This is a genomic window from Nosocomiicoccus sp. HMSC09A07 (assembly GCF_001808485.1).
GTDB lineage: Bacteria > Bacillota > Bacilli > Staphylococcales > Salinicoccaceae > Nosocomiicoccus > Nosocomiicoccus ampullae_A.
Window position 1 is genome coordinate 1 of the sequence record NZ_KV793635.1, and the last position, 12,600, is coordinate 12,600.

A 12,600-nucleotide genomic window follows, 5' to 3' on the forward strand; every position below is an offset into this window, starting at 1 on the left:
ATCTTGAAGTGACATATGAGTACGAGAAAGTGAAACAACCGGGGCGCTTCGAAGATACGCATGAGTACTATATTGTTTACACAGACAAAAATGGTAATGAAACACGTCGCGTGAAACAATCAGAGCATACAAATAAATATCAAGAAGGATTCCGCGATGATGATCGTTTCACAGCAACAACAGAAGAGAAAGACGGCTATAAGTTCGAGAAAATCACTGGAACAGACAACTTAGAAAAACCGGACTACTATAAAGATGGTAAGACTGATGGTACGTATACACCTGGAGAGTATCAGCGTATTACGTATGTCTACACAAAGACAGAGCGTGATCCAGAAACAATCGAACAAGGCACGTTTGAAGAACATCATAATTACTATGATGTAGAAAAAGACTTTGACGGTAAAGAAGTTAGCCGTAAAAAGAACGAAGAAACATCTTATACTGGAGACCAAACTAAAGGTACAGAAGAAGAAACATTCACAACAGGTAAAGACGAAAAAGACGGTTATAAATTCACAAAAGTTACAGATTCAACAGAGGGCACACCATATGATGAAAATGGTGAAGAGACAACAGGAAACTACATCAATGAGAAAAACCAAAGTGTGACTTACGAGTATGAGAAAGTGAAACAACCGGGACGCTTCGAAGATACGCATGAGTACTTTATCGAATTTGTTGATGAGAACGGAAAAATCATTCGCGTTGAAGAACGTACTGATTTAGGATATACAAACAAATTCCAAGAAGGTTTCCGTGGAGAAAGTGAGTTCTTTGCGAGTATCAACGAAAAGAAATCTGATGTTGAAAATAGTAAAACAGATAAATTCGTTTACAGACCAGGGGAAACACGTTCTGGATTACTTGAAACTCAAGATTATCTGAATCTTGAAACAGGTAGTGTTAAGGGTAATTATTTAGCTGGAAAACTTCAGGTAGTTGAATATCGTTATTACTTACAAGTAGTGGAAGAAACTGAGGTGCCAACACCGGATCCAGAGCCAACACCAGATCCAGAACCAACACCAGAACCTGAGCCAACACCGGATCCAGAACTAACGCCAGAACCTGAGCCAACACCGGATCCAGAACCAACACCAGATCCAGAGCCAACACCAGATCCAGAACCAATGCCAGAACCAGAGCCAACACCGGATCCAGAGCCAACACCGGATCCAGAACCAACACCGGATCCAGAACCAACACCAGAACCAGAACCAACGCCAGAAGATCCAGAAACACCAGGAGAAGAGGATCCTAAAGATCCACAAGAACCAGGTAAGCCTAATGAACCAGAAGTTCCAGGTAAACCTGAACAGCCGAATACTCCAGCTCAGCCGAATAAACCAGAGCAAGGTAACAAAGCAACATCTTCTAAAGATAAAGAAGACGATAAAAAATTACCGAACACTGGTGAAACTGAGAGAAATCTCACATTATTCGCGACAGCTTTAGCAGCATTAGGTGGAATGTTCGCATTTGGTAGACGCAGAAACAGAAAAGAGTATTAGTTTTTAATCTTTTCACGCTACACAATTATATGTGTAGCGTTTTTCTTTTTATATTGTTAAAATTAATTTGCAAAAGTTATTTAAATGATTGTAAATAAAGTTGACACAGGATTTGTGTCGATGATATAATAATTAAGGTTACCGTAGAGATGGTAACGGATGACTTTTGAAATTGTAAGAGTTGCAGAATTCTTACAAATTTTTTATTGTAAAAAAATGAACCACCTGGATGTGTGGATTATTGAAATGAAGAAGGGAGGACACTTAATAAGATGCCTACTATTAACCAATTAGTAAGAAAACCTCGTCAATCGAAGAAAGCTAAATCTAAAGCACCAGCACTGAACAGAGGGTTTAACAGCCTTAAGAAATCAGTAACGCACAACAACTCACCACAAAAACGTGGAGTTTGTACGCGTGTTGGTACGATGGCGCCACGTAAACCGAACTCAGCTTTACGTAAATATGCACGTGTTAGACTTTCTAACAATATGGAAGTTAACGCGTACATCCCTGGGATTGGCCACAACTTACAAGAACACTCAGTTGTTTTAATCCGTGGTGGTCACATCAAAGACTTATCTGGGGTACGTTACACAGTAGTTCGTGGAGCACTTGATACTTCAGGTGTTGAAGGACGTAAACAAGGACGTTCTAAATACGGTGCTAAAAAAGCAAACTCATAATTTAGCGTAATATAGAATCAATTCATGGAAGGAGGCTACTTAGTATGCCACGTAAAGGTCCAGTACCTAAGAGAGACGTATTACCGGATCCAATTCATAACTCAAAGTTAATTACGAAGTTAATTAACAAGTTAATGATCGATGGAAAACGCGGTACGTCACAAAAAATTCTTTACAGTGCGTTCGAAATCGTAGAAGAGCGTTCAGGTAGAGACGCAAACGAAGTATTCGAAGAAGCATTAGAAAACATCATGCCATTACTAGAAGTTAAAGCACGTCGTGTTGGGGGTTCTAACTACCAAGTACCAGTTGAGGTACGCCCAGAAAGACGTTCAACTCTAGGTCTTCGTTGGTTAGTGAACTACTCACGCCTACGCGGAGAAAAAACAATGGTAGAACGTTTAGCAAACGAAATTCTTGACGCAGCTAACAACACTGGTGGTGCGGTTAAGCGTCGTGAAGAAATGCACAAAATGGCAGAAGCTAACAGAGCATTCGCACACTACCGCTGGTAGAATTGTGGATCTCGGTAGTATAAATTTATTTTTAAAACTTGGAAGGAGCAACAAGTTCTATGGCAAGAGAATTTTCTCTAAAAAACACTCGTAACATCGGTATCATGGCACACATCGATGCTGGTAAAACGACTACAACAGAACGTATCCTTTATTACACAGGCCGTATCCACAAACTTGGAGAAACTCACGAAGGTGCATCACAGATGGACTGGATGGAGCAAGAACAAGACCGTGGTATTACAATCACATCTGCAGCAACAACTGCACAGTGGAAAGGTCACCGTGTAAACATCATCGATACACCAGGGCACGTAGACTTCACAGTTGAAGTTGAACGTTCTTTACGTGTACTTGACTCAGCTGTAACAGTATTAGACGCTCAATCAGGTGTTGAGCCACAAACTGAAACAGTTTGGAGACAAGCAACAAACTATGAAGTTCCACGTTTAGTATTCGTTAACAAAATGGATAAAATCGGTGCGGACTTCGACTATGCAATTGGTACGATCAGAGACCGTCTACAAGCAAACGCACATGCGGTACAATACCCAATCGGTGCAGAAGACGAGTTCAGAGGTATCATTGACTTAGTAAAAATGAAAACTTACCTTTACCATGATGACTTAGGTCAAGACGTAGAGGAAGTTGAAATTCCAGCAGAATTCGAAGATAAAGCTCAAGAAATGCGTGAAGCATTAATCGAAGGTCTTGCAGACGTAAACGAAGACGTTATGGAAGCATACCTTGGTGGAGAAGAGCTTTCAGAAGAGACTCTTAAAGCTGCAATTCGTAAAGCGACTTGTGACGTAGAGTTCTTCCCAGTATTCTGTGGTACAGCATTCAAGAACAAAGGTGTTCAGTTATTACTCGATGGAATCATCGATTACTTACCATCACCACTTGAAGTAAAACCAATCGTTGGTCATATGGCTAACGATCCAGAAGAAGAATATATCGCGAAACCAGGAGACGACGAGCCTTTCACAGCGTTAGCGTTTAAGGTTATGACAGACCCATTCGTTGGTAAATTAACATTCTTCCGTGTGTACTCTGGTTCATTAGACTCAGGTTCATACGTATCAAATACAACAAAAGGTAAACGTGAACGTATCGGTCGTATCCTACAAATGCACGCAAACTCTCGTGAAGAGATTTCAACTGTTTACTCAGGAGATATCGCTGCAGCAGTAGGTCTTAAAGACACTGGTACAGGTGACACGTTAACTGAAGAAAAACTTGGCGTGATCTTAGAATCAATGGAATTCCCAGAGCCAGTTATTCACTTATCAGTAGAGCCTAAATCAAAAGCGGACCAAGACAAAATGTCTACAGCTCTTGTTAAATTACAAGAAGAAGACCCAACATTCACAGCATACACTGACAATGAAACTGGACAAGTTATCATCGGTGGTATGGGTGAGTTACACTTAGACGTTCTTGTACACCGCATGAAGTCTGAATTCAACGTTGAATGTAACGTAGGTGCTCCAATGGTATCTTATCGTGAAACATTCACTCAATCAGCACAAGTTCAAGGTAAATTCAGCCGTCAGTCTGGTGGACGCGGTCAGTACGGTGACGTACACATTGAATTCACACCAAACGAACAAGGTGCAGGATTTGAATTCGAAGACGCAATCGTTGGTGGGGTAGTTCCACGTGAATATATTCCATCAGTTGAAGAAGGACTTAAAAACGCTCTAGAAAACGGTGTTCTTGCAGGATACCCATTAGTAGACGTTAAAGCGAAATTATATGATGGTTCTTACCACGACGTCGACTCATCTGAGATGGCGTTCAAAATCGCTGCATCACTTGCATTAAAAGAAGCAGCTAAAAAATGTAAACCAGTTCTTTTAGAACCGGTTATGAAAGTTGAAATTGTTATGCCTGAAGAATATCTAGGAGATATTATGGGAGACGTAACAAGCCGTCGTGGACGTGTAGAAGGTATGGAAGCACGCGGTAACGCACAAGTCGTTAACGCATTCGTACCACTATCAGAAATGTTCGGTTACGCAACTTCATTACGTTCTAACACACAAGGACGCGGAACTTACTCAATGGTATTTGATCACTACGAAGAAGTTCCAGCTTCAATCTCAGAAGAAATCATTAAGAAAAACACTGGAGAGTAATCTCTATACTTGATTTTTTCTCGGGAAAAAGGTATAAACAGTATAGGTATTAATTCGTCCACTTTTAATTAAGTGGGCGAATGAAATTATAAAATTTCTAAATTACAAGGAGAGATATTTCAAATGGCTAAAGAAAAATTTGACCGTTCGAAAACGCATGCTAACATTGGTACTATTGGGCACGTTGACCACGGTAAAACTACATTAACAGCAGCAATCGCGACTGTTTTATCTAAAAAATACGGTGGAGACGCTCAGTCATACGACCAGGTAGACAACGCTCCAGAAGAAAAAGAACGTGGAATCACAATCAACACGTCACACATCGAGTACGAAACACCTAACCGTCACTATGCACACGTTGACTGCCCAGGACACGCAGACTACGTTAAAAACATGATCACTGGTGCTGCACAAATGGACGGAGCTATCTTAGTAGTATCTGCTGCAGATGGCCCAATGCCACAAACTCGTGAGCACATCTTACTTTCACGTAACGTTGGTGTTCCAGCATTAGTAGTATTCTTAAACAAAGTTGACATGGTTGACGACGAAGAGTTATTAGAATTAGTAGAAATGGAAGTTCGTGAATTACTTTCTGAATACGACTTCCCAGGCGACGACATTCCTGTAATCGCTGGTTCTGCTCTTAAAGCTCTTGAAGGTGAAGAAGAGTACGAAGAGAAAATCATCGAGCTTATGGAAGCTGTTGATGAGTACATTCCAACTCCAGAGCGTGACTCTGACAAGCCATTCATGATGCCAGTTGAGGACGTATTCTCAATCACTGGTCGTGGTACAGTAGCTACAGGACGCGTTGAGCGTGGACAAGTTAAAGTTGGTGAAGAAGTTGAGATCATCGGTCTTACAGAAAAATCTTCTAAAACAACTGTAACTGGAGTAGAAATGTTCCGTAAGTTATTAGACTACGCTGAAGCTGGAGACAACATTGGTGCGTTATTACGTGGTGTATCACGTGACGACATCCAACGTGGACAAGTTCTTGCTGCTCCTGGAACAATCACTCCACACAGCAAATTCAAAGCAGAAGTTTACGTTTTATCTAAAGAAGAAGGTGGACGTCATACTCCATTCTTCACAAACTACCGCCCTCAGTTCTACTTCCGTACAACTGACGTAACTGGTATCGTAAACTTACCAGAAGGTACTGAAATGGTTATGCCTGGTGACAACGTTGAAATGGACGTTGAGTTAATTTCACCAATCGCGATTGAAGACGGTACACGTTTCTCAATCCGTGAAGGTGGACGTACTGTAGGATCAGGTGTTGTAACTGGAATCGACGCATAATTAATTTTATGTCACAATATAAACACTCGGGGACTTTCCTCGAGTGTTTTTTTATATCGGAGGTAACAGATGAAATACATTAAGTACGCACTCGTTTTACTAGTAACAGTTTTTTTATCAGCATGTAATACAGAATCATCAGTGTTTGAAAATAAAGTAGACGACAACTACACGATGACGATCACAGTTAACCATAGCGATGAAACGCTGCGCTCAGTAGAGTTTGAAATCGTGAGTCTCGTACCGAAAGAGCAAGCGTCTAATTTCGTTGAATCAACGGACTTAAATTTCACAAAGAAAGATTACGAACAACTGGAGGAGTTCTACTCAGAGCTGAATCAGTTCGAAGGCGTTAAAACGAAGACAAAAGTAAAAGACGCTGGTGATAACGTAGAGGTCAACATTACAGGAGTTGAAAATGTTAAAAACGGGAAAAGTATCATCGGAAACACAGAGAAGGACGGTACGTTTTCTGACGTGAAAAAGTTTTTAACAGAACAAGGATTTAAAGAGAAGTAACGTTGACTCTTTTTAGCTCAAGTACCTTGTGGTAGATAGTCGAGAGGAGAAAATGATGACAATAAATTATAGTAATGAAAAATATATTGATAAAGAACGATTAGAAAGCCTTTATAATGATGTAGAGTGGTATGCTTATACAGATGACTTAGAGCTTTTACAGCAGGCGATTGAGCAGTCGTTATATGTTTTAACAGCTTGCGAAGGCGACAAACTCGTAGGGCTGATTCGTGTTGTCGGTGACGGTTTAACGATTATTTATATACAAGATATACTTGTGTTAAAAGAGTATCAAAATCAAGGCATTGCGACTCAAATGTTGCAGGACGTTTTGAATAAATATGATGATGTCCGGCAGAAAGTTTTATTAACTGAGGAAGCACCTGATGTAAGACATTTCTATGAAAAGAATAGTTTTGAATCTTGCGACAAAGGTGAGTTAGTCGCTTTTGCGAAATTAAATTAGGTTTGTTAAATAAATAAAGTCCTATGGTCAGGTGTGGTCATAGGACTTTTTTGTGTTTTGGTATTCTGTTTGCTTGGAATCTTGCTAGCGCGCGATACTTCTCAGCGCTTCTCTTCTTAAGCGTCTGTTGTAGTTTTTTATCATAAAAATAACGAGCACTGCGTCAATGACCCACCAAATTGTGATTGGAAGCATCGTCACTGCAGTCGCGAGGCCAAACGTGACTAATGTTAGTATGCCGGAAATAATCAGCACGACAATCATTAAAATGCCCGTGATTGTTTTGCCGACGTAGAAACGATGCGCGCCTACCGCACCTAGAAAGAACCATAGTATATAGGCAACGATGAGACTCTTTTTCTCATTAGAAACATATTGCTCAATGTACAATTTTTGGTCGACCGTCAGATTTCTCATAAAATCACTCCTTTATCAATTATACCATTTAGCGTGGGATGTGGAGGTGGTGCTTTTTATCATTGAAAGAGTAATAATACTACTCTCCTTGATTTTAATTAACAAAAAAATCATGATTCTGTTAGATATCCGGATATATTTAACAAATTTCGGGTGTCTGGTCGGAGTTTTGTTAAATATATTTTTTTATCTAACAAAAACGCAGCCGAACTCTGAGTTTTTGTTAATTATCTTGATATATCTAACAAATTAGCGAGTTTTGTGTAAATAGAAACCACTATTCATCTTTCAAAAGCTCTTCAAATAACTCTTTTTTTAGACCTGCTGCTGCGAATGGTCCTTCTATTGAGATTTTGAAAAGGATTTTAGCCATCTTTTCTGGGCTTTTCTTCATACCACTATTTAACCACTGCTGAATTACACCTAAGTGTGCTGATGAAATGTAAGCTATTAAAATGTTTTTTGGTACGAGTGACTCATTTTCATCAAATAATAGATCACTTTGTTCGTTAAAAAACTTTTTCCACATAAAATCTTTTATTGTAGATTGAAATGATAAATCACCTTGTTGTCCGAGCATTGCTGAAAAAATTTTTTCGTTTGTTTCAACATATTTAAAAACAGCGATCACACCATTTATAGGATGGGTCATAGTATCTTTTTTATTCGCAATATCTAGAATGTTATTTCTCACAGCTTGTGTCATTTCTTCGATAACTTTTTCTTGCATTTGTTTCATTAAATCATATTTATCTAGATAGTGGATATAGAAAGTGCCGCGGTTTATCCTAGCACGCGTCGTAATATCTTTAACTGTAATTTTCTCAAATTCTTTTTCCTTCATGAGTTCTAAAAAAGAATTTTTAATAGATTCTTTTGTACGTTCAACTCTTAAATCTCTTTCTTTATTTTCCATTAAAAAAACTCCTCACTGAACATTTTTTAAATACTGTTCACTATACGACATTTTTAAAAGAATGGTTATTGTGTCATTAATCTATCCTTCATATAATTAATATACAACACGGTGTTCATTCATATAATTATTATAACAAATTTCAGGAGGTTATATACAGTGAAAAAGATTAAGTTAGGCATGATACCAGTCGTTGCTGTGCTTTTATTAGTGATTTTAGCGACAGCTTTTTATCCGGCATACAATCCACAGCCGAAAAATATTCCTCTCGCAATTTTTACACAAGATGAAGGAATCGAGCAGCAAGGTGAAGTGGTAAACATCGGTGAAGAATTCGTGAAGAAGGTGAAGTCGAATGATGGCGATGAAATAGAGTGGCACGAAATAAAGAACGATGAAGAACTAAAAGAGGGCCTAGAAAACAAAGATTTTATCGGTGCATTAGTCATCGAGAAAGATTTTACTAAAAAAGCGATGAGTTCTGCTCAAAGTATTTTAATCAATCATAAACAAGCAGAAATGAAACAGTTAATTGAATCTGGAAAATTAAGTGAAGCAGAAATTGCAAAGATGATGAAAAATCAACCAGATCCGTCTGAGATGGAAGAAATTAAACCTGAAGAAGCGAACGTAGAGATTGTTATTAACCAAGGTGCTGATGCACAATTATCACAAATAGCGACTCAAATTCTAAATAAAATTACGGATACAATGAATAATCAAATTAGTAATCAAAGTTTATCGATATTATCAGAGAATGATGTAAATGTATCAGCAGCAGAAGTTGAACAGTTAACACATCGAGTTAAAGTAGAACAAAAGATAATGAACGAAGTGAAAGACCATCAAGCTAACGGAAATGGACACGGAGTAATGTTCATTCCTATATGGCTCACGTCGCTGATTATCTCGGTGTTATCTTATTTTATAATTAGAAATAACGAAGATAATCTAGAAGGTGAAAATCGAAGTAAACTCGCAGTATTATTACCAACGATGATTGTAATAACGAGTCTAGTCGCTGGATTTACGTATGTATACTACATGGACTGGGTGATGGGATTCAACTTTAATGATTCTCTATTAACAGCGATATATATTTCTATCGTAATACTAGGTCTTTCATCATTAATTGTTGGTTTCCTTGCGTGGATTGGATTCGCGACAATTCCAATCTTCATGTTATTCGTATTCTTTACGATGCAAGCAATTATGCTACCAAAACAAATGTTACCAACGTTCTATCAAAATTACGTTGTACCATGGAACCCATTTGTAAAATATGCAACAACATTAAAAGAAATACTATATACAGGTGGATCGCTTGGAAGCGGTGGTACAGTATGGATGTTTGCGAGTTTCGCGATTATAGGACTCGGACTTTTAGTAATATCGATTTATACGAAATATAAAAAAGCATAGAGATGAATGGAATCTAACCCTCGTAAGACGTGGGTTAGATTTTTCTATATACGGATGCATTGGTAGGTGTCTTGGAGTGTTTTATCTTCTAAAGGATAAAAAAACTCTTTCGTGGGATTTTATCTAACAAAAATATCCTAGTTTTGTTAGATATCCGGATATATTTAACAAATCAGCAGAATTTTTGTAATTTAAAAGAATAAAAACCCTCTGAAGCGTTTATTTTCTAGGAAATCGCGTGTTCACTGAAAGTTTTAAAAGATAAATCGCACTTTCCTAGCATATGTGTTTAGGAGGGATAAAAATGACAATAAGTGAATTAGAGTTTTTGGAAAGAAGATATGATTTGGACCGAGAGCAACAGCTTGAACTCGAGTTAGAGAGAAAAGGCAAGGTTGGAGAATTTTATTTTAAAAGTTTAATGGACAATAAGTTAAATGATAATATCGCGGTGATCACTGATTATCGTTTTGAAAGTGGCGGAAGTGAATGCCAGATTGATTTTTTAATCGTGTTGAATAATACATGCATTATCATTGAGATTAAAAACTTCTATGGTGATTTTGAATTGCGAGATGATGGTTTTTATCGTTTAAATCCTTTGCGTAAAATTAAAAATCCATTGTCTCAAACAGAACGTGCAGAGATTATGTTAAAAAATCAGTTGAAACGGCTAAATTTAAATTTAGATGTTCGATACTATGTGGTGTTTGTAAATGATCAATGTTCGCTTTATCAGTTAACGCGTGATAAGCCGATTGTGATGGCGAGTCAACTGAATCGATTTTTAGAATCACTAAATGAAGAGGCATACGATAAGAATCATAGCTATACGTTGAAGAAATTAGAGTCTGCTCGACTGAAGGAGTCTCGATATAATCTTGAATTGAAATTGGATTTTAGTCAGGCGAGAAAAGGTCTAACGTGTCAAAGTTGTTCGGGATGGCTTGAGGTCGAGACGTATAATAGTTTGAAATGCCGATCGTGTGGTGCTGATGAAAAAATCGAGGACGCGATAAGAAGAAGTATTACCGAGATGAAGACGTTATTTCCGAATGATGCGATTACATTGAGTCGTTTAAGTGAATGGATTGGGCACGCGTATACACCAAGCAAGCTGCGACGACTATTAAATTTGATCTGTCACAGTCACGGAGATAAGAAAGGACGACATTATACGTTAAAGGGAGATAATACACTTTCTTAAAATTATAATTAACAAAAAAAGTGTGATTCTGTTAGATATCCGGATATATTTAACAGATTTTGGCGGTGAGGCAGACTTTTTGTTAAATATATTTTTTTATCTAACAAAAACATGTTGAAATCCTAAGTTTTTGTTAATTATCTTGATATATTTAACAAATTAGCGTTTTTTCTGTTAATTAACGTCCTCTTTAACCTACCACAAGAACAAAAGCCTACTGAGACGCTCAACTACTGGGAAACTCATCTACATTCACACAAAAAGTCCCCTCTAACCAAAGAGGAGACTATCTAATATTTACTTCTCTAACTCGCCAAAGTTCATGACGATTTTTAAGAAGAGTTCGAGTACGGATTTCATGCCGTCCTCGTCGATATCGAATTTTGGATGGTGGTGCGGATGTATGATTCCTTTGTCGACGTTTCCTACACCTGTTGAGAAATAGCAACCTGGTACTTTTTGTAAATAGTACGCTGCGTCTTCTCCGCCCATCGATGGAGGAAGTTTCTCGACGCTCTCGACAAAGTCTGCGTCTTTTTCAGCTAGACCGCGCACGTAATCCGTCATTTTGACGTCGTTTTTAAGCGCAGGATAACCGCGGTGAATTTCAACGTCGAAGTCGACGTTTTGTGCGAGTCCTACGCCTTTAGCGATTTCTTCAATGCGTGATAGTACGAGTTCGCGGACGTCACTTTCATATGTGCGGACAGTTCCTTTTATCTCGACGTATTGTGGAATTACGTTAAATGCTTTTCCAGCGTTAAATGCAGTGACTGAAAGGACTGCAGATTCTAACGGATCGACATTTCTCGACACAATAGACTGTAACTGCTCGATTAAATACGCGGACGCAACGACTGGGTCGTGCGTCGTATGAGGTGCAGCACCGTGTCCACCTTTACCTGTCGCTGTAATCGTGAATGTATCGGCATTTGCGTACATCGATTCGTAGTTCCAGCCAAATTCATGGACAGGCTTTAAAGACGCAACGTGCGTGCCGAAGAAGTAATCGACACCATCTAAACAGCCGTCTTCGATCATTGATTTCGCACCACCTGGAACGAGTTCCTCAGCGTGTTGGAAGATAAAGACCACGTTTACCGGTAGTTCATCTTTATGTTCTGATAAAATATGCGCAAATGTAATCAGTGCAGCTGTATGCGCGTCGTGCCCACAAGCGTGCATCACACCGTCGTTTTTAGATTTATACGGCACGTCATTTTCTTCTTGTATTAAAAGCGCGTCAAAGTCTGCACGAAATGCAAGTGTATCGTATGACTCATCGACGATTAAACGCGCGACGACACCATTTCCACCGACGTCTCTTTCAATTTCTAAAGGTAAATCTTTTAATTCATCATAAATATATTGTTTTGTTTTAAACTCTTGAAATGAAGGCTCTGGGTACATATGTAAATGTCTACGTCTTTTCACAGCGTCTTCAAAATGTTCGAGTATCGCTTCACGAATGTTCATGGAATCTCCT

12 protein-coding genes are annotated in these 12,600 nt (G+C 38.6%); 9 read left to right on the forward strand and 3 right to left on the reverse strand.

The genetic code is table 11. The annotated features are described in order from the left end of the window. The 7 genes from HMPREF3177_RS08520 to HMPREF3177_RS06460 all read left to right on the forward strand — a co-directional run. Positions 1-1,514 (forward strand): LPXTG cell wall anchor domain-containing protein (locus HMPREF3177_RS08520; protein ID WP_168161318.1); only part of this gene is annotated, 1,514 nt, incomplete at its 5' end. Positions 1,515-1,786: 272 nt separating this feature from the next. After that, positions 1,787-2,200 carry a 30S ribosomal protein S12 gene (gene rpsL, locus HMPREF3177_RS06435; RefSeq protein ID WP_040928645.1) on the forward strand — a complete coding sequence of 138 codons (414 nt, stop codon included), beginning with the start codon at positions 1,787-1,789 and terminating at the stop codon, positions 2,198-2,200. Positions 2,201-2,244: 44 nt separating this feature from the next. After that, on the forward strand, positions 2,245-2,715 hold the full coding sequence (gene rpsG, locus HMPREF3177_RS06440) for a 30S ribosomal protein S7 (RefSeq protein WP_040928644.1): 471 nt from the start codon (positions 2,245-2,247) through the stop codon (positions 2,713-2,715). A 59-nt stretch (positions 2,716-2,774) separates the two neighbouring features. Beyond that, positions 2,775-4,856, forward strand: a complete 2,082-nt coding sequence (gene fusA / locus HMPREF3177_RS06445) for an elongation factor G (RefSeq protein WP_068131188.1) — start codon at positions 2,775-2,777, stop codon at positions 4,854-4,856. Between the two features lie 123 nt (positions 4,857-4,979). Beyond that, a complete protein-coding gene (gene tuf, locus HMPREF3177_RS06450; protein WP_068131185.1) occupies positions 4,980-6,167 on the forward strand; it encodes an elongation factor Tu in 1,188 nt (395 codons plus the stop codon). A gap of 69 nt (positions 6,168-6,236) precedes the next feature. Then, entirely contained in the window at positions 6,237-6,686 is a 450-nt protein-coding gene (locus HMPREF3177_RS06455; RefSeq protein ID WP_070457870.1) for a hypothetical protein, read from the forward strand. 55 nt (positions 6,687-6,741) lie between these two features. Continuing rightward, a complete protein-coding gene (locus HMPREF3177_RS06460) occupies positions 6,742-7,152 on the forward strand; it encodes a GNAT family N-acetyltransferase (protein ID WP_070457872.1) in 411 nt (136 codons plus the stop codon). Between the two features lie 84 nt (positions 7,153-7,236). On the opposite strand, the gene HMPREF3177_RS06465 is transcribed toward HMPREF3177_RS06460, so the two are convergent. After that, positions 7,237-7,569: a TM2 domain-containing protein gene (locus HMPREF3177_RS06465; protein WP_052327269.1), complete on the reverse strand. Its 333-nt coding sequence runs from the start codon at positions 7,567-7,569 to the stop codon at positions 7,237-7,239. 277 nt (positions 7,570-7,846) lie between these two features. Next, positions 7,847-8,485, reverse strand: a complete 639-nt coding sequence (locus HMPREF3177_RS06470) for a TetR/AcrR family transcriptional regulator (RefSeq protein WP_070457875.1) — start codon at positions 8,483-8,485, stop codon at positions 7,847-7,849. Between the two features lie 159 nt (positions 8,486-8,644). Between HMPREF3177_RS06470 and HMPREF3177_RS06475 the strand changes: the two genes are divergently transcribed. Together HMPREF3177_RS06475 and HMPREF3177_RS06480 are read left to right on the forward strand one after the other, a co-directional pair. Further along, entirely contained in the window at positions 8,645-9,907 is a 1,263-nt protein-coding gene (locus HMPREF3177_RS06475; protein WP_083286905.1) for an ABC transporter permease, read from the forward strand. 304 nt (positions 9,908-10,211) lie between these two features. Then, on the forward strand, positions 10,212-11,114 hold the full coding sequence (locus HMPREF3177_RS06480) for a nuclease-related domain-containing protein (protein WP_070457877.1): 903 nt from the start codon (positions 10,212-10,214) through the stop codon (positions 11,112-11,114). Positions 11,115-11,411: 297 nt separating this feature from the next. On the opposite strand, the gene HMPREF3177_RS06485 is transcribed toward HMPREF3177_RS06480, so the two are convergent. Next, a complete protein-coding gene (locus tag HMPREF3177_RS06485) occupies positions 11,412-12,590 on the reverse strand; it encodes a M20 metallopeptidase family protein (RefSeq protein WP_070457879.1) in 1,179 nt (392 codons plus the stop codon). Between the last annotated feature and the right edge of the window lie 10 nt (positions 12,591-12,600).

What these genes read in the sequence shown, in the direction of transcription:
- rpsL (WP_040928645.1), top strand. Translation starts at nt 1,787, where the DNA reads ATGCCTACTATTAACCAATTAGTAAGAAAACCTCGTCAATCGAAGAAA.
- rpsG (WP_040928644.1), top strand. Translation starts at nt 2,245, where the DNA reads ATGCCACGTAAAGGTCCAGTACCTAAGAGAGACGTATTACCGGATCCA.
- fusA (WP_068131188.1), top strand. Translation starts at nt 2,775, where the DNA reads ATGGCAAGAGAATTTTCTCTAAAAAACACTCGTAACATCGGTATCATG.
- tuf (WP_068131185.1), top strand. Translation starts at nt 4,980, where the DNA reads ATGGCTAAAGAAAAATTTGACCGTTCGAAAACGCATGCTAACATTGGT.
- HMPREF3177_RS06455 (WP_070457870.1), top strand. Translation starts at nt 6,237, where the DNA reads ATGAAATACATTAAGTACGCACTCGTTTTACTAGTAACAGTTTTTTTA.
- HMPREF3177_RS06460 (WP_070457872.1), top strand. Translation starts at nt 6,742, where the DNA reads ATGACAATAAATTATAGTAATGAAAAATATATTGATAAAGAACGATTA.
- HMPREF3177_RS06465 (WP_052327269.1), bottom strand. Translation starts at nt 7,569, where the DNA reads ATGAGAAATCTGACGGTCGACCAAAAATTGTACATTGAGCAATATGTT.
- HMPREF3177_RS06470 (WP_070457875.1), bottom strand. Translation starts at nt 8,485, where the DNA reads ATGGAAAATAAAGAAAGAGATTTAAGAGTTGAACGTACAAAAGAATCT.
- HMPREF3177_RS06480 (WP_070457877.1), top strand. Translation starts at nt 10,212, where the DNA reads ATGACAATAAGTGAATTAGAGTTTTTGGAAAGAAGATATGATTTGGAC.
- HMPREF3177_RS06485 (WP_070457879.1), bottom strand. Translation starts at nt 12,590, where the DNA reads ATGAACATTCGTGAAGCGATACTCGAACATTTTGAAGACGCTGTGAAA.